Origin of the sequence: Shewanella goraebulensis (assembly GCF_030252245.1) — a bacterium.
Classification (GTDB): Bacteria; Pseudomonadota; Gammaproteobacteria; order Enterobacterales; family Shewanellaceae; genus Shewanella; species Shewanella goraebulensis.
Genome location: NZ_CP126972.1, coordinates 2,058,115 through 2,081,025 on the forward strand (window position 1 = coordinate 2,058,115; position 22,911 = coordinate 2,081,025).

The 22,911-nt window shown below is 39.4% G+C and carries 21 protein-coding genes; 10 read left to right on the forward strand and 11 right to left on the reverse strand.

The annotated features are described in order from the left end of the window. Position 1 precedes the first annotated feature (1 nt). The 3 genes from QPX86_RS08570 (at position 2) to QPX86_RS08580 (ending at position 2,926) form a co-directional block, all read left to right on the forward strand. Positions 2–697: a response regulator gene (locus tag QPX86_RS08570; RefSeq protein WP_220754596.1), complete on the forward strand. Its 696-nt coding sequence runs from the start codon at positions 2–4 to the stop codon at positions 695–697. Between the two features lie 196 nt (positions 698–893). Next, positions 894–1,763: a 6-carboxytetrahydropterin synthase gene (locus QPX86_RS08575; RefSeq protein WP_220754595.1), complete on the forward strand. Its 870-nt coding sequence runs from the start codon at positions 894–896 to the stop codon at positions 1,761–1,763. Between the two features lie 299 nt (positions 1,764–2,062). Beyond that, positions 2,063–2,926 (forward strand): M23 family metallopeptidase, encoded by an 864-nt coding sequence (locus tag QPX86_RS08580; RefSeq protein ID WP_220754594.1) that lies wholly within the window; start codon positions 2,063–2,065, stop codon positions 2,924–2,926. Between the two features lie 100 nt (positions 2,927–3,026). Here QPX86_RS08580 and QPX86_RS08585 read toward each other — a convergent pair whose 3' ends face one another. Continuing rightward, positions 3,027–3,587, reverse strand: coding sequence for a VOC family protein (locus QPX86_RS08585; protein WP_285164927.1), 561 nt, complete (start codon positions 3,585–3,587; stop codon positions 3,027–3,029). A gap of 40 nt (positions 3,588–3,627) precedes the next feature. Continuing rightward, positions 3,628–4,107, reverse strand: coding sequence for a L,D-transpeptidase family protein (locus QPX86_RS08590; RefSeq protein WP_285165152.1), 480 nt, complete (start codon positions 4,105–4,107; stop codon positions 3,628–3,630). 220 nt (positions 4,108–4,327) lie between these two features. Here QPX86_RS08590 and QPX86_RS08595 point away from each other — a divergent pair, with 220 nt between their 5' ends. Both QPX86_RS08595 and QPX86_RS08600 read left to right on the forward strand, forming a co-directional pair. Then, complete coding sequence (locus tag QPX86_RS08595) at positions 4,328–5,176, forward strand: ion transporter (protein ID WP_220754591.1); 849 nt, start codon at positions 4,328–4,330, stop codon at positions 5,174–5,176. After that, positions 5,173–6,681, forward strand: a complete 1,509-nt coding sequence (locus QPX86_RS08600; protein WP_285164928.1) for an MATE family efflux transporter — start codon at positions 5,173–5,175, stop codon at positions 6,679–6,681. Before QPX86_RS08595 ends, QPX86_RS08600 begins: the two co-directional genes overlap by 4 nt. Positions 6,682–6,860: 179 nt before the next feature. On the opposite strand, the gene QPX86_RS08605 is transcribed toward QPX86_RS08600, so the two are convergent. From QPX86_RS08605 to QPX86_RS08620, 4 genes are all read right to left on the reverse strand, one after another. Then, positions 6,861–7,073 carry a DUF2986 domain-containing protein gene (locus tag QPX86_RS08605; protein ID WP_220754589.1) on the reverse strand — a complete coding sequence of 71 codons (213 nt, stop codon included), beginning with the start codon at positions 7,071–7,073 and terminating at the stop codon, positions 6,861–6,863. A gap of 220 nt (positions 7,074–7,293) precedes the next feature. Continuing rightward, positions 7,294–7,749, reverse strand: coding sequence for a hypothetical protein (locus tag QPX86_RS08610; RefSeq protein ID WP_285164929.1), 456 nt, complete (start codon positions 7,747–7,749; stop codon positions 7,294–7,296). Between the two features lie 251 nt (positions 7,750–8,000). Continuing rightward, positions 8,001–8,357: a glutathione S-transferase N-terminal domain-containing protein gene (locus QPX86_RS08615; protein ID WP_220754588.1), complete on the reverse strand. Its 357-nt coding sequence runs from the start codon at positions 8,355–8,357 to the stop codon at positions 8,001–8,003. Positions 8,358–8,575: 218 nt separating this feature from the next. Next, positions 8,576–11,863: a DUF748 domain-containing protein gene (locus tag QPX86_RS08620; protein WP_285164930.1), complete on the reverse strand. Its 3,288-nt coding sequence runs from the start codon at positions 11,861–11,863 to the stop codon at positions 8,576–8,578. Positions 11,864–12,201: 338 nt separating this feature from the next. Between QPX86_RS08620 and QPX86_RS08625 the strand changes: the two genes are divergently transcribed. The 4 genes from QPX86_RS08625 (at position 12,202) to QPX86_RS08640 (ending at position 14,311) form a co-directional block, all read left to right on the forward strand. Next, positions 12,202–12,633: a GNAT family N-acetyltransferase gene (locus tag QPX86_RS08625; protein WP_285164931.1), complete on the forward strand. Its 432-nt coding sequence runs from the start codon at positions 12,202–12,204 to the stop codon at positions 12,631–12,633. An 84-nt stretch (positions 12,634–12,717) separates the two neighbouring features. Then, positions 12,718–13,419, forward strand: coding sequence for a DUF445 domain-containing protein (locus tag QPX86_RS08630; protein ID WP_285165153.1), 702 nt, complete (start codon positions 12,718–12,720; stop codon positions 13,417–13,419). A 357-nt stretch (positions 13,420–13,776) separates the two neighbouring features. After that, positions 13,777–14,127 (forward strand): VOC family protein, encoded by a 351-nt coding sequence (locus QPX86_RS08635; RefSeq protein WP_285164932.1) that lies wholly within the window; start codon positions 13,777–13,779, stop codon positions 14,125–14,127. Next, a complete protein-coding gene (locus QPX86_RS08640) occupies positions 14,102–14,311 on the forward strand; it encodes a DUF1289 domain-containing protein (protein WP_285165154.1) in 210 nt (69 codons plus the stop codon). The genes QPX86_RS08635 and QPX86_RS08640 overlap by 26 nt, the downstream gene beginning before the upstream one ends. A gap of 68 nt (positions 14,312–14,379) precedes the next feature. Here the strand turns inward: QPX86_RS08640 and QPX86_RS08645 are convergent, their stop codons facing one another. From QPX86_RS08645 to QPX86_RS08665, 5 genes are all read right to left on the reverse strand, one after another. Continuing rightward, the gene (locus tag QPX86_RS08645; RefSeq protein ID WP_220754584.1) at positions 14,380–14,874 is read right to left on the reverse strand and encodes a GNAT family N-acetyltransferase; all 495 of its coding nucleotides are present in this window, start codon (positions 14,872–14,874) and stop codon (positions 14,380–14,382) included. Positions 14,875–15,036: 162 nt separating this feature from the next. Continuing rightward, entirely contained in the window at positions 15,037–16,701 is a 1,665-nt protein-coding gene (gene asnB / locus QPX86_RS08650; protein ID WP_285164933.1) for an asparagine synthase B, read from the reverse strand. A gap of 359 nt (positions 16,702–17,060) precedes the next feature. Beyond that, entirely contained in the window at positions 17,061–18,734 is a 1,674-nt protein-coding gene (locus QPX86_RS08655) for a M28 family metallopeptidase (protein ID WP_285164934.1), read from the reverse strand. 326 nt (positions 18,735–19,060) lie between these two features. Beyond that, a complete protein-coding gene (locus QPX86_RS08660) occupies positions 19,061–19,807 on the reverse strand; it encodes an HAD-IIA family hydrolase (RefSeq protein WP_220754581.1) in 747 nt (248 codons plus the stop codon). A 179-nt stretch (positions 19,808–19,986) separates the two neighbouring features. After that, positions 19,987–21,363 carry an L-serine ammonia-lyase gene (locus QPX86_RS08665; RefSeq protein WP_220754573.1) on the reverse strand — a complete coding sequence of 459 codons (1,377 nt, stop codon included), beginning with the start codon at positions 21,361–21,363 and terminating at the stop codon, positions 19,987–19,989. A gap of 358 nt (positions 21,364–21,721) precedes the next feature. Between QPX86_RS08665 and nagZ the strand changes: the two genes are divergently transcribed. Then, positions 21,722–22,735 (forward strand): beta-N-acetylhexosaminidase, encoded by a 1,014-nt coding sequence (nagZ, locus tag QPX86_RS08670; protein ID WP_285164935.1) that lies wholly within the window; start codon positions 21,722–21,724, stop codon positions 22,733–22,735. Positions 22,736–22,911 lie beyond the last annotated feature (176 nt).

The following is a 22,911-nucleotide window of genomic DNA, read 5'->3' on the forward strand; positions in this document are numbered from 1 at the left end:
TATGAATGTTAGTCACCCCAAAATGAAAGTATTAATCGTTGAAGACGAACCTAAAATTGCTCAAGTACTCGTTGATTTTCTTACACTTGAAGGTTTCGATACTCTTGTACAACACGATGGACAGATTGCGGTAGAAACAATTAAGCAAGGGGTGGCTGATTTTGTCATTTTGGATTTAATGCTGCCTCATAAAGATGGTCTAACAATATGCAAAGAAGTGCGTCAATTTTCCCAAATCCCGTTACTAATGTTAACTGCTAGAGTAGAAGAGATTGATCGCCTAATCGGTTTAGAAATTGGGGCAGATGATTATGTATGTAAGCCTTTTTCTGCAAGGGAAGTTGTTGCCAGAGTAAAAACAATTCTTAGACGAGTTGAGGCTGTTCCTCAAGCAAGTGAAGATGAAATTGTCTATAAACATCTTCTCATCAATATTCAGCGCTTTAAGTGTAATGTATCCAGTGTTGAAGTGGATTTAACCCCTGTAGAATTTAGATTACTGCATACCATGCTCAAACGCCCAGGTGTCGTGCATTCCCGCGATAGTCTCATGCAAGTGTGCTATGTAGATGACAGAGTGGTGAGTTCACGAACAATTGACAGTCATATAAAAAATCTTCGCTCTAAACTGACATTAAATAGCACTCAATGTAATCTACTTCATTCAATTTACGGTGTTGGCTATAAAGTGGAGTAGCCATAATTAATGACTTTGCATCACCAAGTTTAAAGCAAGAAATCTCAATATTGGGTCTTTTTGAATAAACTCAGTTTGTTTTCTCGCGCCTAGGCCTGCTTTTGTTTAGAATAGCCTTGATAAAATCACTCTCTTTAGCCATCGCTATTTGGGATATGTTAACTGAGGCGGACTGTTTTTCTGCCTAGGAGCCTTAATGCAATTGTTCGTAAAAGATTTAACCGTTATCGATTTTTCCTATTTATGTCCGATACGCGGCATGGTCGGTGAGAGCTGGATTGTTGACGTCTTACTTGATGGCGGCTTAGATGAGCAAAATATGGTGCTTGATTTTTCTAAAGTCAAAAAAACCATTAAAAATACCATTGATGACGTTGCTGATCATCGATTATTGATCCCCACTGCTTGTAGTGAGGTACGTTGGCAACAAAAGGGTGATCGCGTTTGGATGGATTTTTCTAGTAAATTAGGTGATATTCACCTTGCTTGTCCATCTGAAGCATTTGCACTTGTTCCAACTGAAGTCATCGACTTTGACAGTGTAAATTCATTTCTCATTAAAGCATTACGCGAAGCTTTGCCAGATAACGTCGAAGGTATAAGCCTTACGTTGCGTAATGAGGTGTTAGATACGCCTTATTATCATTACACCCATGGCTTACGTAAGCATGACGGCAATTGTCAGCGCATCGCTCATGGTCATAGAAGTCCGATCACCGTATTTGAAAACGGTATTGCTGCGCCAAATTGGGATCAATACTGGGCTGACAGATGGCAAGACATTTATTTAGGCAGCGAAGAAGACGTTGTTAATGTTTCAACATTGGAGTTATCAAAACAAGCGAATGTTAATGATAAAAGCCATTATGGATTTCATTACCAAGCTCCACAAGGTGACTTTCAGTTAGCCATGCCAAGAGATTGTTGTGACATTATTCCTCATGACACCACCGTTGAGTTACTTGCTCAATTTATTGCTGAAACTATGGCAGCTAAAGCGCCAAGTTCTGACTTTAAAGTTATTGCATTTGAAGGTATTGGCAAAGGCGCCATCGCAGTAAAGTAATCAGTGAACCATTGTTAATTTAAGCAATGAGTGACTTAATCCAGTGACTCATTGCTTTTTATTATCTACAGCCGTTGGCAGTTTGTCATTCCTCTACAGTTAGTTCTTTATTCATTGTTAGTTATTCATTGTTACTATTCCTACTAATCAATTATCTATTGATTTTTTATTGCGCAACATTAATTATTTTAGGTTATATATGATGTTTTTATTTCAGTTGTAAATTTGAATAAAACGCCTTAAGCCCTTAGTATTTAAATCATAATAATTAATTGTATTCAAACTCTTTAAGGTTAAACATGGCCGCAAAACAATTTAATCGTATCTATCCAACATCTATATTGGCTCTTGTATTAATGGCTTTTAATGCCCAAGGCGAAATTCAATTAGACGGTATATTCGAACAAGGCGCTTTAGTTCGAGGATCTGTGCCAGCAGGAAGCGTAGTAAAGCTAAATGGTGAAGAGATAGGAGTGACACCGCAGGGTCAGTTTGCCATTGGGTTTGAAAGAGAAGCGAAAGCAGAGCAAATGCTTGAAGTGGTTTATCCTAGTGGTTTAACTGAACTCAAGCCACTGAGTATAGCGACTAAAGAATATAAAATTGATCGTATTACGGGGATCAGTAAAAAAATAATGAAACCCAACCTAGCCGCTCAAGAAAGGGCTGCAAAAGATTCAAAGCAAACAAGAGCAGCAAGAAACACCTTTAGTGAACAAACTTCGTTTATGCAAGATTTTATATGGCCAGTCACAGGTCGAATTTCAGGGGTGTACGGCAGCCAAAGAGTCTATAACGGAAAACCTGGAAATCCACACTACGGTGTAGATGTTGCGCGTCCAACAGGTACTGTGGTGGTTTCACCTGCTGATGGCGTTATTACCTTATCTGAACCTGATATGTTTTATTCAGGTGGCACTATGATAATCGATCATGGTTATGGTATTAATTCGACGTTTCTTCATTTAAGTAAGTTATATGCAAAAGAGGGTGATGTGGTTACTCAAGGTCAGCAGCTCGCAGAGATTGGCGCCACAGGACGAGTAACCGGACCGCATTTAGACTGGCGGTTAAACTGGTATCAAATGCGTTTAGACCCAGTGACAGTCGTACCACCAATGACAGAAGTACTTGCGGCCGAAAAAGCTGTTAAAAACAAATAAAAATCATGGATTATTGGTTACTAGTTAATACTAAATTGCCAAAAATTATTTAGACTTTATCGCTATTCCAACAATCGGTAATAGCGATAAACGGTTTTAATTAACTTTCGCTAGCAATAATGGCTTCAATGCTTTGTGGATGAACTTTTACACATATTCCGTTCGATTTGAAAGCAATTGTCGGATTTGCTAAACGCTCATTATCGCCTTTAGGTGAGCTTTGTTTCACTTTAATATCGATCACGTTACCATTAATTATATCGCTTATATCGGGTACTACAGAGACTAGATCTGCAATTAACTGCTCGCAAGTTAATGCTGGTGATGGAAAGACTAACTCAACATGCTCCCAACCTTCTTGTGGATACACTTTGTCAGATGGATAAGGCAGTTCGACACAATTAACATCTAAACCTTCAAGGGATAATGGCTTATTTAACTTGATTATCAGGATGGGGCGGCCATTAATCATATTATTAGAAATAACCTGACCGTGTTGTTCAAATTCTTGGCTAAGTTGCGTTGCAGCTTGGTGACTATTTACTCGAAGTGCGCAATGGTCACATTCCAATTGTAAGCTGTCTAACCCTAAGCGTTGAATAAAGGTGGTAATGCGCTGACTAAAATCAGGCCAGTTTTGAATTAACTGGTCGTAATGCATAAAGGTTTCCTATTACATCGTGAAAGGGGAATGATATCGGTTAAGGCCAAATCTCAATGGGAGTGCCTTCTTCAACTACGCGCCAAAGCTCGTCCATCTCTTTATTGGTGACTGCAATACAGCCATTGGTCCAATTATACTGCTGGGCTTGCTCTGGTGTTAGTGAAGAATTAGGGTTTTGTCCATGGATCATGATCATTCCCCCAGGGCTGACGCCTAATGCATTGGCGCGTAATCTGTCTTCTTCGTTTGGATAGGAAATATGAATAGATTTGTAAAAGGCGCTATCAGACTTTTTGTAATCTAAAATATAACGACCTTGAGGAGTACGTTGATCGCCTTCTTTGACTTTATGTCCCTTTGGCGCATCTCCCATAGCAATTTGATATGTTTTAATTATTTTTCCTTCATGATAAATCGACATACTAGATTCAGATTTATTCACTACCACTAAATCGACTTTTGAGCTGGTTAACTGGCTGACAGAGCCATAGGCAAAGGGTGCGCTGAATATAGCCATGAAAATAAAGCATTTAACCAAGTACATGAAGTCTCCAATAAGCGGTTTTATAGGTTTACGGTGTTAGCTTGTATTGTTAATAGTGTTAACATGAGTATCACCGATTAGGCAATTTATCAGAACAGCGATTAATTGCGATAATAATTTGAAATTTTTTAAAGATAATACCGTACTTTATCATGTATGCGGGATTAAATTCTCTGTCATTACTGAGTGAGCTATGACCTTAGAAGAAAAACAAGATACCCCATTTAAAAAACAAATAAGAACGGTGATTTTCGGCACTGAAACCCGTTTAGGGCGCTGGTTTGATATTGGGTTAATGATCTGTATTTTACTTAGCGTATTGCTGATAATTTTAGATACGATAGAAAGCTATCATCAGCAATATGGCCAAGTTATTTACTATGCTGAATGGGCATTCACTTGGTTGTTTACAATTGAATATCTTTTGAGGTTATATGGTTCAGTGAGTCGATTGGCGTATATGCGTAGTTTCTACGGTATTGTTGATTTACTGTCGATTCTACCAAGCTTTTTAGCGTTGATATTCCCAGGAGCGAACGTATCTCTCGCTTTCAGAATACTGCGTTTATTCAGAATCTTTCGCGTACTCAAATTATTGCGTTATTTAAGTGAAGGCAATTTGCTGTTAAAAGCGATGGTGCAGTCAAGAAGGAAAGTGTTTATCTTCTTCTTTTCGGTTAGCCTGATCATTATGGCGTTGAGTGTCGTAATGTACGTGGTAGAGGGACCTGCTAATGGGTTTACCTCTATTCCTAAATCCATGTACTGGACGATTGTGACGATTACCACCGTAGGTTATGGCGATATCACGCCCCAGACCAATTTAGGTCAAGCAATAGCCTCATTTACTATGTTAATTGGTTATTCCATTATTGCTATTCCAACGGGGATACTTACCGCTGAAATCTCCCATGAAATGGTCGCTGAGCGAGATTTACGAAAGTGCAGTAACTGCGGTACTCGCGGTCATCATTTACAAGCATTATATTGCCATCATTGCGGTAGCGAGTTAGAGCAACAAAATTCAGAAGGGAACTCATGACCGAAGCTAAGTTTGTTCAAGGCTCGATTTTACGTCACATATTAGTGATGAGCTCTACTGCTGCAGTAGGGATCTCAGCGCTGTTCGTGGTCGATTTACTTGATATCTTTTTCTTAAGTTTATTAGGAGAATTAGAGCTTGCTGCTGCAGTGGGTTATGCAGGCGCGATTTCATTTTTTACCACATCGATAGGTATCGGTTTATCCATTGCTCTAGGCGCCTTAGTGTCGCGAGCGGTGGGAGCAAAGAATTTAGTTCTGGCAAAGCGCATGTTACTTAACAGCGCAGTGGTGTCATTAATTACCAGTATCGTAGTCGCAGTAACCGTATTTATTTTTATTCCCGAGCTGTTAGCGTTAATTGGCGCTAGTGGCGAAACTGCAATTTTAGCAGAAAGTTATCTACGTATATTAGTACCATCATTGCCCTTTATCTGTTTAGCAATGGCACTAGGCGGTGCTTTAAGGGCTATTGGTGATGCCAAGTTATCTATGATGTCGACGCTTGCAGGTGGCGGTGTTAACTTGGTTTTAGATCCAATATTTATTTTTGCCTTAGGCATGGGGATTGAAGGCGCTGCTGTAGCATCAGTGTTTGCCCGCATTGCGGTATTTATTATTTCGGCTCGGGGAATAGTGGTTAAGCATAAAATGCTTGGTCAGTTTAATCGCCAGCATTTTATCGAAGACATCAGGACTATTTTTGCCATTGCATTGCCTGCGATGCTTACTAACGTCGCGACCCCAATAGGTAATGCGGTTGTGACTAAAGCGATTGCTGATTTCGGTGACAGCTATGTGGCAGGTTGGGCGGTATTAGGACGATTAATTCCTGTTTGTTTCGGAATGATATTTGCGCTAAGTGGCGCTGTAGGGCCTATTATCGGCCAAAACTATGGCGCCTTGGAGTTTGGCCGAGTAAAAGAAAGCCTGACAAAAGCGATTCAATTTTGCATCGTGTTTGTATTAGGTGTTTCTATTTTATTATTTGCACTCAAACATCAAATAGTTGCTGCGTTTGATATGCAAGGTGAAGCAGCTGAGCTCATTGTATTTTTCTGTCAATATATTGCTATATTTTTTATTTTTAACGGTATTTTGTTTGTTGCTAACGCATCGTTTAATAACTTAGGTAAAGCCAAATATTCCACCTTTTTTAATGTAGGTAAAGCTACCATTGGCACAATACCTTTTGTGTATTTTGGGGCTCAAATTGGTGGAGTATATGGGGTGTTGATTGGTCAAGCCCTTGGTTCGATTTTGTTTGGCCTGGGTGGTGTGTGGGTTGGTTATCGATTAATAGATAAAATTACTGCGAAATCGCATCAGCAACCAGCAATTGAGCCGGTATCAGAAGATGATGAAATAGAACTTGAAATGAGCCCAACGTCATCGCCACAGTCTTCTTCATACATTCAGTTAGCTCAGCTTAACGAAGAGCCTTTATGTGAAGAAATCATTAGAGATGGTGACTTAGACAATCCGTTATCTTCAAAAGATAAATGATCTAACACTCATTAAATTTATTGCTAGTATTTTAAACTAAAACTTAAGATTAGCGCTTTAGGCTACAGATTATTTGATTTAAAACTTAATTGTTTATGACAAAAAGCCCCGCAATCCTATTCAGGTTTGCGGGGCTTTTTATATTCTGTTTAAGCACAAGAGCTTTATACTTAAGAGCTTTATGCTTCAGAAGCTGGCGCTTCAGTATTTTCAGTGCTTGCTTCTGTTTCAGCAGCTAATTTTTGCTGCTCTTCAAGTTCCATCTGAGCGCGCACGGCTTTAGAGATGTAACCCACCTTTGGATTTTTTTGCGGGTTATCTTTTACTATCTTGTTTTGCTTAGCTTTAGCCCGCTTGGCGGTCTTTTTGATCATCAGCTGTTTTCTGTTCATGGTCTATCTAACTCGCTTAAATGTGCCGCTGGCACTTGTATAACTTAAAACAGGTAGCCAGTACTATCGCTCTGTATGATTGGTAAGTGCTGGTCACATGTTTTTGAAAATGATTTAAGGTAAGTTTAGCTCAAACTGGCAGGAGGTTATAGTTAAACCCTTTATTTATCGTAGTTCACGGGCTTTTTATTCAATTACCACAGTCCTTGTAAACCTTTAGTTAATAATTACGGCTAAACTTTTCAATGTCTTCAGGTGTCGCACCATCATTGCATTCGCCACGAACTTCGCCGCGACCTTCACTGATACTTTTATTGAGAACAATGAACCCCTCTTTGCAGTAACCCGTCATATCAATTGTTTTCTGTAAGCCTAAATCCACTTGTCGGCCCCACAAGTCCAACAGATCCTGACGACGCTCTTGTTCGATGGCATAACTGCGGGCATCTTGTCGACGGCGATCAACACGTTGCTGGTGCGGCAATGGATCTTCAATACCACGATCTGTTGCTGTCGCGACTTTAGCTTGGTAAGTGAAAAGTTTAATACCTTCGCCTTTGATGGAAGTAGTGAATCTATCTTTAAATTTTCCAGCGTAAGCTTCAGGTTCTATAGGTGCAGAAGAGCAAGCAGATAACAGTAGCAAACTAATAAATAACGTAGGGTACTTTGGCACCAGTAATAATCCTTTATAAAACTTAAAATAGAAACGATTCATATTAAAACGAAAGTGGCAGTCATTGATAGTTTTTACAGATATTTACTATGTTAAAGAGGATATTAGTGTCTTTAGAGTGTGGTAGTAAATGATTAAACGTGTGCTTTTGAGTCAACGTCAACTGTGTGAATGTTTGTAGCTATCATTTTTAAACTTAAGTGTACTGGGCTTAACATAAAGCTCAGTACACAAAATCTATCTAAAGTAGTTTAAGCGTATTGCTTTGATAAATAAGCAATGATGTCATTTGACTCGTACATCCATTGAGTCTGACCATCTTTTTCAATTTTTAAACAAGGAACTTTTAACTGACCACCTTGTTGAACAAGTTCTTGCTTATTGGTTTCTTGTTTAGCATCGACAGTGACAATATTCAGTCCTTGACGACGAATTGCGCGACGAACTTTTACGCAGAACGGGCAAGCCGCATATTGATACAAGGCTAATGCTTTAGTCTGCTCATCTATTTTTGCTTGCTCTGAAACAGGGCGTTGGAATTTTTTACCTGGGAATAAAAAGTTTACTAACAGGATAATGCGGCCAAGTAGCCAACGAATTACAAACATACCACTTCCTTTAATAATCGAATTTAACAAAACAGTTAAAAACAGACGTCTAAATATTATCTAAGTTAATTTTCAGCGATAGTTTACGTGATGTTGTTCACAGATAATAGTCATCTGTGAATAGAACCCAAGTTAATGCTGATTAAACCGCCAAAGACGTTTGTTTCAGGGTTGAGCGAGTGAAATCTCAGCCCTATGTTTTATGGTTCTAGCTATGTTTAGTTCGCGTCTAAAGTCAGTAAGGCTTGTGCATCTGTTTGGTCCATATGCACTCGACTTTCTAATATAAACACACGACTAGGGTCAATATTTGCTTGGTCAACTAAGTAGGTTTTGACGACTTTAGCTCTTTGCTGAGCTAAAGTGCCTAGTTTGGACTCATTTATATCTTGTTGGTTTAAGCTGAAGTTATACAAAGCAATAAGCCAGCGCGCATTAAGCTCGGTAGCTTCAATATCAGAATTTTTTTCAGTGAGTTCTTGTTTTATCAGTTGCGGGTCTAATTGTGTTTCTGATTGATATACCGATATCAACGCATCAGTTATAGCACCTTGTTGAGGGAACTGGCTGGCAGATAAATCAGCAGGCAATGCTGAAACTTCAACTCCTGCTTGAGTGGCTAATTTTTGATGCAGTTGTTGCTGTTGTAAGGCAAATTGGTCATTGGCTAAATCTACGCCACCTTTAATATTAAGCATTAATAACGGGCGATCGTTAAGAGCCTTAGCTAGTGAGGTTAAAGTAGCTTGTTGGTCTTCACTAATGTCAGCAAGTCCATATTGAAATCCAATTTTGTCCATTTCATCTTCATCACCGCCAACAAGTCCTGCTAACAATGAAAAGGGGGCTGTAATAGCTTTAGTGATGACATTAGTTATCGCGGTCATCACAATGCTACCAAAGCTAAAACTTGGCGAATCTAAGTCGCCGTCTACATTGACCCCTAAATCTATGACGCCATGTCTGTCTTGTAATAGCGCAATGGCCAAGGTGATAGGTAATGATGTTGCAAGAGAGCTATTACTCGGTTTTCCTAGTTCTAACTGGTCTATGACTAGATGGTTACTGCCTACCAGTTGATTATTTTCTAGTTGGTATTTAAGTGCCAAAGATAGTTGGCCTTTATCAATGTAGTAACCTGCATACGTACCTGAGTATGGGTTAATAGAAGTTAGTTCGACTTTGTTGAAGGCAAAATTTAAATCCAAATATGGGTTTTTCAATAGTGGATTTACATCGCCCTTTAAAGTGACTGGAGCATATTTATCGATTTTTCCAGCTAAATTAACCGAGGCTCGAGTTTGCGGATTAGTTGATATATGGGCTATTTCTCCATTTAGTTGCTCAATGCCTGAAGCGAAGTTGGGGGTTAAAGAGTTATCTGCAAAGAATGCAGAACTATCTTTAATACCAATACGTTTTATATCGATAGCAAAGGCTGAGGTTAGATCGTCATGTGGCTTTTCAGTTTCGCCTTGTTTAGCGTTTGTGGTTACCTCGAGTTGAATATCGTCTGAGTTATCAGCTCTTTCGCCATTTACAGTGCTGTTATCTGAATCTGCAGGTTTAGCCACTAAGTCAGCAATATTGGTCGTTCTGTCTTCAGAAATGATCAAGCGGCTAAATAGGCCATCAAATAGTATTTCATCTATCGCTAATGACCGACCTAAGTTATCGAAGGTGAGGGCAGTTATGTCCATTAACTCCCAATTCAGCAAAGGTTGCTTTAACAAGTTATCACTTATCTTAAGCTGATTAACTGAAGCTTGGCCTTGATAAATAAACTTCTGATCTGCATTAGCACTAATGTGACCTTTAGTATTAAAGAGCCCCGACTCTAGTGTCACGTTCATAAATGGCGCAATGTAGGGTTGGAACTTAGTTAAATTAACCTTTTGATAATCTATATCTGCCTCTAAGCTTAAGAGGTCGGCATCAAATTGACCTTGCGATATGAACTCACTTTGATCGTTTATTGAAAGTGACAATTGATACTCAATGGGTAACGATAAGTCTGATTTGATTGTTTGAGTTGAAAAGTTAATGTCAGCAATCTTCCAAAAGTTAGCGGTTTTATTGGCAACACTTTCAGTTAATTCGAATTGATAATCTTTTAGCTCTAACGCATGCAATGTGACAAGCCAAGTTGGTGCGTTTTCAGCTTCATTTTCAACAACTTCATTTTCAACAACTTCATTTTCAACAACTTCATTTTCAACAACTCCATTTTCGCCAGCTTTGCTTTCTACTGTAGAGCTTGATGCTTCTTTATTTGTAGCCGTTTCAACAAGCGTGCCTTTATTTGCATCTTCATCGACAAAAATTGGGGTGAATAAATCAACTAAGTTAACTTTATCTGGGTCAATAGTAATCCAAAAATCGCCATTAGTTGTTTGCAACTCTTGTATATCAACGGTTTGATTTTTCGTAGAAACAGCTATGTCATTTAAGGCAAGTAAATCAATGGTCGTTACCTGGCGTTTTGCATCTTTTGCCACGATGCTATCGACTTTGATATCTGTATTTAAAATATTGATATTAAGCGGCGAACTATGTTGTTTCGCTTCTTCTGGTGCGTTGGGCACATTAACTGCTGCATATTGCATATCTTCTGTGATATCAAAAGCCGATGAAACATTGAGGTTGGCAGATTGCAATGACACCTTAAATAACGATTCAACAAAGGACCAATATTGAGTTAAGTCCATGGAATCTATTGTTACTTCCCCTTTGGCATCAAGTGGTGCTAATTGGGTTTGAGTTTTGAGTGTTATCTGACCATTTTTATCATCGGCTATCATCAGCTTGAGTTTATTGGCATCTGGAAATTCAGCTAATAAAGCATCGGTTTTAAAGTCGGTCGCAGATAGGGTGATGTTGGGATAAAGTAACTGAGTGTCAGTGAGCTTATCGTTTATCTGTAAACTTGCGTTATTAAAGGCAAATTGATTGATATGAATCGCTATAGGCTCTGAGGGTTCGTCTATTTCGCTATTGTTGTCTTGTTCTGGGGTGGCTTTTACGAGTTCAGCGGCTCGATTATCAAACGTTTTAATAATGTCGGTAAAATTAAATTGATATCCTAACTTTGCACTCGTTTCTGCCGATTGGGTGAGTGCAGTTAAGCGTTCAATAGAAAGCGCTGTACCATCAATCGTTAAATAATCTAAGCTGATATTAAGATTAAACAAGGAACGCCAAAACATGATATCGACATCCAAGCTATCAAGGTGAAAAAATGCCTGCTTGTTGTCATCTTCATTAATCGTAAACTGACTTAAGCTCACCTCGAAAGTAAAAGGGTTGACTTTTATGGCTTCAATACTGACTTGCCTTCCAAGTAACTCTGATAAAGATTTAGGTGCCTGCTTAGTAGCAATAAACGGAATGAGTAGCCCTAAAGTCAACACGAAAAGTAAATAAATGAATGATCCAATTATCGCGATTTTTTGATAACGGGGACGATTAATGAAGGCTTGTTTTAGAGTAATTATCGACGGCATCATAGGGACGACTGCTTCTTGTTGGTTTAAGTCAGTAATTGTTTAGACATTTTAGCGAATTTAAGGTTCAGTTGTCCGCATGTTTTAGAATATTTCACAATTTTTATTCATTAGTTATTTTTAATGGACAAAAGTAGTATTTATAATTAAGCTTATGTATTAATGAACTTTTTAAGCCGTTTGTTGATTGGTATGGCTTGACTCTCTCGATTGTATAAACTAGTAAGTAAATACTTTGTTGTATGATTGTCACAAAGAGCATGTTGATATTGAAATAATATTCAAGGATGACCATCACACAGGCATATTGCTTTAAAACTACCATTTTCAAGGATGAAAGCATGCAGATTCGACTAGCTTCAGAGTTAGATACCGTCGTTTTAGTTAATTTATTTGATGACTATAGGCAATCTATGGGATTTAAATCTGAACCTAAGAAGTGCCTTCAGTTTATTAAAACTCGTTTAGTTGAAAATGACTCAATGATTTTTATGGCATTGGAGCAGCAAAAGTGCCTCGGTTTTGTGCAACTTTATCCTTCTTATTCTTCATTGTTACTTAAGCCTGTTTGGTATTTTGATGATGTATTTGTTGAGGCATCTCGTCGTGGTGAAGGTATTGCTGCTCAGTTAATCGACAAAGCCAAAATGTTAGCAGCTGGAACCGAAGTCATGTTAGTTAAGCGGACTAAAGTGCTTGATAACGAACTCGAAGGAAGTTTATCGAATATGACCGAAACTGAAGGGATGTACTTGTACCATTCTGGTTTGTAGTTAAATTTATTAAATAGTCAGTAGCACATAGCCTTTGGAAATTGATAAAATGCCAGAGGTTTTTTTATGTCCGAGGATTTAAGGTTGAACAAGAGTTTAGTGACGAATGTCATTGCAGCAGCATTAGTGTTGATTGGCTATTTTGCAGAAATCACCATGGTATTTACTATAGGATTATTTGCCTTATCTGGCGCGGTAACCAATTGGCTAGCTGTGCACATGCTATTTGAAAAAGTTCCTGGGTTATATGGTTCAGGCGTTATTCCTTCAAGATTTGAAGAGTTTAAAGCGGGTATTAAACATCTGATGATGGAACAGTTTTTTACTCAAGAGAATATAGATCGTTTACTAACTGAAAATAGCGCAAGCGCTATCGATTTAACCCCCGTAATAGATAAAGTGGATCTTGAACCGTCTTTTAACGCACTAGTGACGACAGTTGAAAACTCTTCGTTCGGCGGGATGTTATCTATGTTCGGTGGTACTGAAGCACTAATACCGCTGAAAGAGCCTTTTATTGATAAGATGAAACAATCACTGACAGAGTTGACTCAGAGCGAAGAGTTTAACCAAATTTTAATCAATGAGCTTGAGCAGCCTAATGTTATGGCTGATTTGCAAGATAAAGTGTCTAATATTGTTGATCAGCGTCTTGATGAATTAACTCCTGAAATGGTCAAAGATATTATTCAAGAAATGATCCGCAAGCATTTAGGTTGGTTAGTGGTGTGGGGCGGCGTATTTGGTGGTTTAATTGGTGCAGTAGCGGCATTTTTGCAGTCGTAATTTATTATTCTGCACTTTTGAATTAGTACTTTTAAATCAGAGCTTTTGCATTTAAGTTTTGCAACAGAAAGTTTGTACTTAAAGTTATAAATACTTCATTTTTCTGATAAAGCCATGGTCTTAGATATTCTGGCCATGGTTTAGTCATTTATGTACAGCAATGCATGAGTTACTGCTGTTACATTCAAGTTCGACATCCTCTGATAATTATTCTATTTTGAACTAAGATCTAGACACTTTCAAAGTCTGAACAGAACGTAGAGCGAATTAGGGTGTGTTAGATATCACCGATATTTCGAAAAAACTCTTTATATCGTCAAGCTTTCAAAAATATCCATCTTACTTAAGGGGTTACTTATGTCTCAACATCATAAAATTAACTACTTAGAAATTCCTGTCCTCGATTTAGTCAAAACAAAAGTATTTTTTACTGAAGTATTTGGTTGGCATTTTAAGGATTATGGATCCGAATATAGCTGCTTTTTGGATGTGGGTATAGATGGTGGCTTTTACCAAGCAGAGCAGGGCTTTAGCCTAAACACGGGCTGTCCATTAATTGTGCTTTATAGCCAATGCCTTGAAACCAGCGAGCGTAAAATTTTAGCGGCTGGTGGCGCAATTCTTAAACCTGTATTCAGTTTCCCAGGTGGTAAGCGATTTCATTTTGCAGATATTAATGGGAATGAATATGCCGTCTGGTCTGAATGATGTTCGCTCGCCATGTGTGGCCAATTGCTGTTTAAATGAAAATGATGTTTGTCTAGGCTGCCATCGCACCCATCAAGAGATTTTAGCCTGGCATAAAATGAACTACAGTGATAAAACAGCGCACTTAGCTGATTTGGCAGAGCGCGCGCGTTTGGTGAAGAAACCAGTATTTTTAGATGAATAACAGTTTGAATGAATTAGGCTTAGAGTAATCGACTATTCAGAAGGTTACACTTTGAACTTTCCCTTTTCTTAAGCTTCAATTTCTGTTTTGAACAAGGTAAACCCTCGAGCTTGATAGTTTTTAAGCGCACTAGGGTGATCAAGCGAGCAAGTGTGCACCCAAACTCTTTGGGTGTTATCAAGAGCCCATGCTTGTTCAATGGCTTGGCTTAGTAAGTATCCGCCCATGCCTTTGCCGATAAATCGAACTCCAAGTCCAAAATACATAATCTCAACAGTGCCATTATCTTGTTGCTGAAGCTCAAAGTAACCGGCAGGGGAACCCTCAAAGTAGGCCACATACAAATGAAGCTTGCTATCTTGACTGTAATCTTGCCACTGCTTATCTGTCCAAGCCAGTTTGTCAGTCCATTCCCAAGCTGCGCCGACAAACTGATATAGAAAACGGTTAAATTCATATTGAGCAACTTCAGCTTTTGTCACTGTTAACCCTTTCGCATCAGTTTTAGCTTTTAGTTGATCGGCTGAATTCATTTCTAAATGAAAAATGGTCACATCAGACATAAGTTACCTATTGAAGAATAAAGCAGTATTGCTATTGAAAATGTGTGATGAATTATCTGTAATCTGCATTAAAACAGCAACATAAATTAGCAAGTGAAAATTCTAAAGACCTATACAAAAAAGCCACCTTTATAGGTGGCTTTACTGAAATTAACTTAATAATTAATAAGCGCTGTCATGAACGTTTTTAACAGCTCGACCTGATGGGTCGTTAATTCCTTGTAAGCTTTCATCCCAAAGTAATGCTTCAGGTGTTGAACACGCCACTGTTTTGCCACCCGGTACCGTTTGCGCTGCAGACTCTAGTGGGAAAAACTCTTCAAAGAAACTGCGGTAGTAATAAGCTTCTTTAGATTCTGGTGTGTTATACGGGAATCTAAATTTAGCGTTGGCCAGTTGTAAGTCATCCACTTGCTCTGCAGCGATGTCCTTAAGACCATCAATCCAAGAGTAACCAACACCGTCACTGAATTGCTCTTTTTGACGCCATACCACTTCATGTGGCAATGCATGTTCAAAGGCTTCACGTAAAATGTTTTTCTCAATACGGCCATCTTTAGACATTTTTGCTTCAGGGTTGATGCGCATGGCAACATCCATAAATTCTTTGTCTAAGAAAGGTACTCGGGCTTCAAGTCCCCATGCTGCCATAGCTTTGTTTGCACGTAAGCAGTCGAACAAATGAAGTTTATCTAATTTACGTACTAACTCTTCATGGAATGCTTGTGCATTTGGCGCTTTATGGAAGTATAAGTAACCACCAAACAGTTCGTCAGCACCTTCACCTGATAACACCATTTTGATACCCATGGCTTTAATTTTACGGGCCATTAAGTACATTGGAGTCGCAGCACGAATAGTCGTAACGTCATAGGTTTCAAGGTGATAAATCACTTCTTTAATCGCATCTAAACCTTCTTGGAAAGTGAAATGGATTTCGTGGTGAATCGTACCAATATCGTCAGCGACTTTTTTCGCTGCAATTAAATCTGGTGCGCCTTCTAAACCAACAGCAAATGAATGCAGTTGCGGCCACCAAGCATCGGTTTCACTGTCGTTTTCAATACGACGCTTTGCAAACGTTTGAGTAATTGCCGAAATAACGGATGAATCTAGACCACCTGATAATAAAACGCCATAAGGTACATCAGACATAAGTTGACGTTTTACTGCAGCTTCGAGTGCATCTCGCAGCTCATCTTTACTTGCAGGGTTGTCTTTAACTGCATCATAGTCACGCCAATCACGTTGGTAGTACTCGGTTAAATCAGTATCTTCAGAATAGTGGTAATGACCAGGTTTAAACTCTTCTACAGTCTTACATACAGGCATTAGTGCTTTCATTTCAGAGGCAATGTAGTAGTTACCTAAGCTATCGCGGCCAGAGTAAAGTGGGATAATGCCCATGTGATCACGGCCAATTAAAAAGGCATCTTTTGTTTTATCGTAAAGAACGAAAGCAAAAATACCGTTTAGCTTGTCTAAAAAGTCTACACCGTATTCTTGGTATAAAGCTAAGATGACTTCACAGTCTGAGTTGGTTTTGTATTGGTATTTTTCACCTAACTCTTCTTTAAGTTGTTTATGGTTATAAATTTCACCATTTACTGCTAAAACGATACTGTCATCTTCGCTGATTAATGGCTGAGCTCCGTGGTCAACGTCAACAATGGCAAGGCGTTCATGGGCAAGAATCGCTTTATCATCAGCATAGATGCCAGACCAATCTGGTCCACGGTGACGTAATAGCTTTGACATTTCTAAAGCCACTTGACGCAGTTCTTTAGCGTCTGATTGAATATCTAAAATCGAAAAAATTGAACACATAATGTGGCTCCAGAAAACGTAAAACAAACTAAATAATCTTTATCTGAGATTCACTTTGACAGCATTTTAGGTAAGGTTCAATAGTGTTTTTTGAGTAATCCTCATCATTTTGGTGTTTTTGGTGGTGTTAATTTGTTTTTGTGTGGGGTGGTTTTGAGGATCACTTAAGAATTGGGTTGGATTATTGTTGAATATTTATTTTTAGCCAATTAATCCATAAGCCTATTTGAGATTATGGAATCATGACGAGCTAAATTAAAATAGTGAGAAAAGTGATTTATTTGCTGTTAATTTAAACAAAAATCCCTTGGGAAGTTTCACCAAGGGATATTGCTGTAAAGTAAGTGAGGCTAGCTGAGTTAGTCTTTAGCTGGTCGTAAGCTGTTAAACTCCGATCCCTTGTAATAACCCGGCCAATCTTGATTGTTAGCCAGTGCTTGCGCAGCTTGATAGTAAACAGCTAAGTCTTGTAATGCGCCAGATAAATCCCAGTCAGCTCGATAATGGTCGCAGACATTGTGATAACAACCTTTCATTTGTGCCTGCATAGCTTCTTTATATTGTGCAGTTGCTTCATCTAGCGGAACACTGCCGCCACCGGCAAATACTGCAGGTACACCGAGTTTCGCAAAGCTAAAATGATCTGAGCGGAAGAACCCGCCTGATGCCGGGTTACGTTCACGGGTTACAGTTCTGTTTTGCCCTTTGGCTGCTTCTATTAAGTATGCTTCAAGTTCTGACTGACCTTTACCAACGATGGTGTAATCTTGGGTTTTACCGTAAACATTTGTGCTGTCTAAGTTGAACACCGCAACGGTTTTATCAATCGGGTAAATTGGATTTGCTGCGTAATAACGCGAACCCAGTAAGCCTTGCTCTTCACCTGTTGTTGCAATAAAAGTCAGCGAGCGTTTTAGCCCATTACCTTGCTTTGCTTGCGCAGCAAACTGACGAGCGATTTCTAATATACCTGCGGTACCCGATGCATTATCAAGGGCGCCATTATAGATATTATCGCCATCTTTTGTTTCATCAATACCAATATGATCCCAGTGAGCAGTAAACAAAATATGCTCTTGGCTGGCGTCACTTCCTGGAAGTGTTGCAACAACATTATAGCTGTCTGCGTATTCAGCTTTGCTGGAAAAACTAATGTCGGCGGTTTGGTTTAAATCTACGTTAATTGCGCTATCAGCTGCGCGTGCCATTAAGGGTTCAAGTTCAAAACCTGCTTTTTTGAATAGGGCTTTAGCGCTGTCCATTGTTATCCAACCTTCAACATCAATACGTGCATCTTGTATTTCTTGACTGAAGACCAAATCTTGTTGAGCACCTGTCCAACTGTTTTCAACGACTGCCCAAGGGTAAGATGCTGGCGCAGTATCATGGATAATGATTGCACCTAATGCGCCTTGGCGACTAGCTTCTTCAAATTTATAACTCCAGCGGCCGTAGTAAGTCATGGCTTTACCGTTGAACTTATCGGACTCTGGATGGGCAAACCCTGGGTCATTAACTAAGATAACAGCGATTTTTCCTTTCATATCGAGATCTTGATAATCGTTCCACTGATACTCAGGTGCATTAACGCCATAACCAACAAAAACGAGGGGAGCATCTTTAATATCAACGCCACCTTTGTCATGACGGGTGCTTAAAACAATATCATCTCGGTAGTTCATGTTAATGTCAGCCAAGCTAATTTTTTGCGCTTCGCTTGCGGTATAACTCACCATAGGCACTGGTTGTAGGTAGGTATCTTGGTATGTTGTGTCTAGCCCCATTTCTTTAAAAGCAGCTGACAAATAGTCTAATGTGAGCATTTCACCCTTAGTCGTGGGCGCTCGGCCTTCAAATTCATCAGAAGAAAGGGTTTTAATATCACTACGAAAACGCGCTTCATCAAAACTTATCGATGAGGTCGTTTCAGATTTTGTTGCTGTCGGAGTAGGTACTGATTCGGATTTATCCGAATTTTGTGGGCTACATGCACTTAATAAGGCAAGCGCACATAAAGAGAATAATTGCTTCATAGGTAATCCTATTGTTATTTTTAGATGATATAGGGGCCAGAATTCAGAAAATAACGTAACGATTTCATAGGTGAACTTCTTTCAATGAATTCACGGTTCAGGCACACAAGGGTTATTACTATGAAGGCATAATGAATCAAGCAAATATCTCAAACAAGTGTCCAAGCCTGAAATTATGTTACCTAATGTTAACCGAATGGATGTGTAGCAGATTAATCTAAATTATAGTGGTTTGACAGAGCATTACAGTGAGACAGTTATCACCGAATGCTCTGTAAACTTAAATAAGACAAGATAGAGTCTTTAGCATGGTTAAGGATTTAAACTTATACGACATCGATATCGCCAGCACATTTAAATACATGATTAGGTCTGAACGGTTCTTTATCGATATCAGCCATTTGGCTGACACCACTGGTGACTAGAATCGTTTCAAGACCCGCTTGAAAACCTGCCAATATATCGGTGCGCATGTTATCGCCAATAATGACGGTATTTTCTGAATGGCCTTTAATGTGGTTTAGCGCCGAGCGTATTATCCATGAGCTTGGTTTGCCCACATAAAATGGCTTTTTACCGGTAATGCGTTCGATAGGTGAGCATAAGGCGCCACAAGCAGGACTGTATGCTGGACCATGAGTATCGGGGTTTGTAGCAATAAAGCGAGCCCCATCAGCGATAAAACGGGAGGCTTTGTGGATCATGTCCCAGTTAAATGAGCGAGTCTCACCAACAATCACAAAGTCAGGATTAATATCAGTAATCGTAAAGCCAGCGTTGTAAAGCTCGTGAGTCAGGGCGCCTTCACCAATAACGTATGCTTTACTGCCTTTTTGGTGCTTTAAAAAGTCCGCGGTAGCCATTGCTGATGTGTAAAAACAGGTTTCAGGAACATTAATGCCTGCAGCACCAAGGCGGTTTTGTAAATCTTTGCCAGTTTGAACAGGGTAGTTGGTCAGAATCACCAGAGGATTGCCTTGCTCGAGCACTCTGTGGATAAATTTATCACTTCCAGGAATGAGCTTGTTGTCGTGCAGTAAAACGCCATCGATATCGCAGATAATATTTTTCATTGATTGCTCTTTATTGATGAATGCATTCACATACTAAAAGTATTTTTATCTAAAAAACAATCAAAAGGCTCACGCTTTAAACAAAAAAGAGGCTGAATAGCCTCTTTTGTCGTCATCACTAAGCTGTAAAACAGTGCTCTAGTGTTTTAAAATATCGCACTATGTGTGAGTTAGCGGATTTAACATTCAACGATATTGACTGCTAGGCCACCTTTGGCAGTTTCTTTGTACTTACTGCGCATGTCTTTACCGGTATCCATCATGGTTTTGATGACTTTATCTAAACTCACTTTATGATTACCGTCACCGCGAAGTGCCATACGTGAAGCGTTAATGGCTTTTACTGCCCCCATTGCATTTCGTTCAATACAAGGTACTTGTACTAAGCCGCCAACAGGGTCGCAAGTTAATCCTAAATTGTGCTCCATACCAATTTCAGCGGCATTTTCTACATGTTCGACCGTGCCGCCCATGATTTCGGTTAACGCAGCAGCAGCCATTGAGCAAGCAACGCCCACTTCACCTTGGCAACCGACTTCAGCACCAGAAATAGAGGCATTTTTCTTATATAAAATACCAATGGCAGCAGCAGTCAATAAGTAGCGGCAACATACATCAATGTCTACTTCTTGCACAAAGGTGTGGTAATAACACAGTACAGCAGGAATGATGCCAGCTGCGCCATTAGTCGGAGCGGTGACGACGCGATCGCCCGCGGCATTTTGTTCATTAACTGATAACGCAAATAAATCGACCCAATCCATTGCTGTTAATGGATCCATGTTATTACGGCCTTCGGCTTGCAGACGACGATAAAGCGCAGGGGCGCGGCGACGAAGTTTAAGGCCGCCAGGTAACATACCTTCTTTTTGATAACCACGTTCGATGCAGTTTTTCATGGTTTGCCAGATATTCCACAAACCTTGTTTAACGTCTTCTTCTGAGGCGATGCTGAGTTCGTTAGCCATCATGAGCGATGAAATACTTAACCCATTATCACAACATACATCCAATAATTGGCTAGCAGAATCAAAATCATAAGGAGCTGATTTGATTGGAGTAGCTGGGGATGCGTTAGTTTGGGTTATTTCATCTTCATCAAGAATGAAACCGCCTCCGACAGAGTAATAAGTTCGTTCATATATACAATCGCCTTGGCTAAATGCATATAAGGTCATCGCGTTAGCATGGGCGGGTAAACTTTTGCGGCGATGATAGGTAATGCCGTTATCACGGGTAAATTTAACGGAGCGGCCATCAGCGAGTATCAGTATTTGATTAGCGGAAACTTGCTCAAGAATGTTATCAATGGCATCAGTATCAACGGTATCAGGATCTTCACCCATTAGGCCTAAAATAACCGCTTTACCCGTACCATGACCTTTACCTGTCTGGCCTAACGAACCAAACAGTTCTGAACGTAATTCATCGGTTTTTTCTAACAAACCTTGGTTTGCTAAATGCTGCATAAACAGCTTACCGGCTTTCATCGGTCCGACAGTATGGGAGCTCGATGGCCCAATACCGATTTTGAACATATCAAATACGCTAATCATTGTTATCAACCTTAGTATTCAGTCGTTTTTATTATAGTCGTTTATTCAATTACCGCGGTGTTGATAAAGCTTCCACTTAGATTAACAATTCTTGGTTAACTGTATCTCTATCTTGTGTTTCTCTGCATAATAGTCAGTAATTAAAAACAGATTTAAAAGCAGTATTTACCTAACGGTTTTGTAAACTTTTTTAGTTATTTTACTGAGTATCCCATACTTTTTATGAGAGTGTTCATTAGATTTTTTTATGCGATTAGCTTCAGATTAGTTGAAGTAATTGCAGCCGAGATCACAATGGCGATTTTTTCGTAATATGGACAATCAAGCTGGTAGCGTTACGGTATAAATAGGAGTTAGCGTGAGTTATTTAATGATGGATTTAGCTGGACTCAGTGTCAGCGATGAAGAAACCGCTTTATTACAGCATCCACAAGTGGGGGGGATCATTTTATTTACCCGCAATTTTTCTAATAAAAGCCAGTTGATTGATTTAGTTAAGTCGGTTCGCAGTATTCGTGCTGATTTATTGATTGCAGTTGATCACGAAGGTGGTCGAGTGCAGCGCTTTAGAGATGAGTTTTCCCTTATCCCTGCTATGGGAGATATTCTACCCGCTGCAAATGGAGATATGAGCTTAGCGCAGCGCTGGAGCAAAGAGCTGGGTTTCTTGATGGCGATAGAATTAGTGGCTTGTGATATTGATTTAAGTTTTGCCCCCGTGCTTGATGTAAACGGCATTAGTGATGTTATTGGTAAGCGCAGTTTTAGTCCAAACCCACAGGAAGTCAGCTTGTTAGCTGCAAGTTTTATTGAAGGAATGAATCAAGCGGGTATGGCCGCAGTGGGTAAGCATTTCCCCGGTCATGGCAGTGTCAAAGCAGATACCCATGTGGCAATGGCTGAAGATAACCGCCCTAAAGAAGACATCTTTAACCATGATATTAAGCCATTCCAACAGCTGATGGCTCAACAACAACTGAATGGGGTAATGCCTGCACATGTGGTTTATACACAAGTCGATGTTAACCCAGCGGGCTTTTCATCTTATTGGCTACAAGATGTGTTGCGCCAAGATTTAGCATTTGATGGCGTTATTTTTTCAGATGATTTAGGTATGAAAGGGGCTTCATTTGCCGGTGATTATTTAGGTCGCGCTCAAGCTGCATTATCAGCAGGCTGCGATATGATTTTGGTCTGTAATGACCTAGAAGGGGTGAAAACCTTATTGTCAGAGTTTACTTGGCCTGCACAGGCACCCAAATCAAATGCTCAGCAGCTTAAAGCAGATATGACGCAAGTAATGATCAGTCTTGGCTCAACTGAACGTTGGGAAAAAGCGCAGATGTTAGCCAAGCAAATTTTAGCTAAGTAACCTATAGCTAAGTAACGTTATTGCCATTTTTAAAGATAAACTGACTCTTTGGTTAATTGCTGAGCAGTTAAACTTTAATAGTTAGCATAAATGTTGTGATTGTGTTACAAAATGATACAAGTGAGTTTAACATGCGACTTAAACTCATTTATATCAATGTCATATTATTTGCAAAT

Bases quoted from the DNA above. Each gene is read 5' to 3' on its own strand.
- QPX86_RS08570 (WP_220754596.1), top strand. From the start codon at position 2: ATGAATGTTAGTCACCCCAAAATGAAAGTATTAATCGTTGAAGACGAA.
- QPX86_RS08575 (WP_220754595.1), top strand. From the start codon at position 894: ATGCAATTGTTCGTAAAAGATTTAACCGTTATCGATTTTTCCTATTTA.
- QPX86_RS08580 (WP_220754594.1), top strand. From the start codon at position 2,063: ATGGCCGCAAAACAATTTAATCGTATCTATCCAACATCTATATTGGCT.
- QPX86_RS08585 (WP_285164927.1), bottom strand. From the start codon at position 3,587: ATGCATTACGACCAGTTAATTCAAAACTGGCCTGATTTTAGTCAGCGC.
- QPX86_RS08590 (WP_285165152.1), bottom strand. From the start codon at position 4,107: ATGGCTATATTCAGCGCACCCTTTGCCTATGGCTCTGTCAGCCAGTTA.
- QPX86_RS08595 (WP_220754591.1), top strand. From the start codon at position 4,328: ATGACCTTAGAAGAAAAACAAGATACCCCATTTAAAAAACAAATAAGA.
- QPX86_RS08600 (WP_285164928.1), top strand. From the start codon at position 5,173: ATGACCGAAGCTAAGTTTGTTCAAGGCTCGATTTTACGTCACATATTA.
- QPX86_RS08605 (WP_220754589.1), bottom strand. From the start codon at position 7,073: ATGAACAGAAAACAGCTGATGATCAAAAAGACCGCCAAGCGGGCTAAA.
- QPX86_RS08615 (WP_220754588.1), bottom strand. From the start codon at position 8,357: ATGTTTGTAATTCGTTGGCTACTTGGCCGCATTATCCTGTTAGTAAAC.
- QPX86_RS08620 (WP_285164930.1), bottom strand. From the start codon at position 11,863: ATGATGCCGTCGATAATTACTCTAAAACAAGCCTTCATTAATCGTCCC.
- QPX86_RS08625 (WP_285164931.1), top strand. From the start codon at position 12,202: ATGCAGATTCGACTAGCTTCAGAGTTAGATACCGTCGTTTTAGTTAAT.
- QPX86_RS08635 (WP_285164932.1), top strand. From the start codon at position 13,777: ATGTCTCAACATCATAAAATTAACTACTTAGAAATTCCTGTCCTCGAT.
- QPX86_RS08640 (WP_285165154.1), top strand. From the start codon at position 14,102: ATGAATATGCCGTCTGGTCTGAATGATGTTCGCTCGCCATGTGTGGCC.
- QPX86_RS08645 (WP_220754584.1), bottom strand. From the start codon at position 14,874: ATGTCTGATGTGACCATTTTTCATTTAGAAATGAATTCAGCCGATCAA.
- asnB (WP_285164933.1), bottom strand. From the start codon at position 16,701: ATGTGTTCAATTTTTTCGATTTTAGATATTCAATCAGACGCTAAAGAA.
- QPX86_RS08655 (WP_285164934.1), bottom strand. From the start codon at position 18,734: ATGAAGCAATTATTCTCTTTATGTGCGCTTGCCTTATTAAGTGCATGT.
- QPX86_RS08660 (WP_220754581.1), bottom strand. From the start codon at position 19,807: ATGAAAAATATTATCTGCGATATCGATGGCGTTTTACTGCACGACAAC.
- QPX86_RS08665 (WP_220754573.1), bottom strand. From the start codon at position 21,363: ATGATTAGCGTATTTGATATGTTCAAAATCGGTATTGGGCCATCGAGC.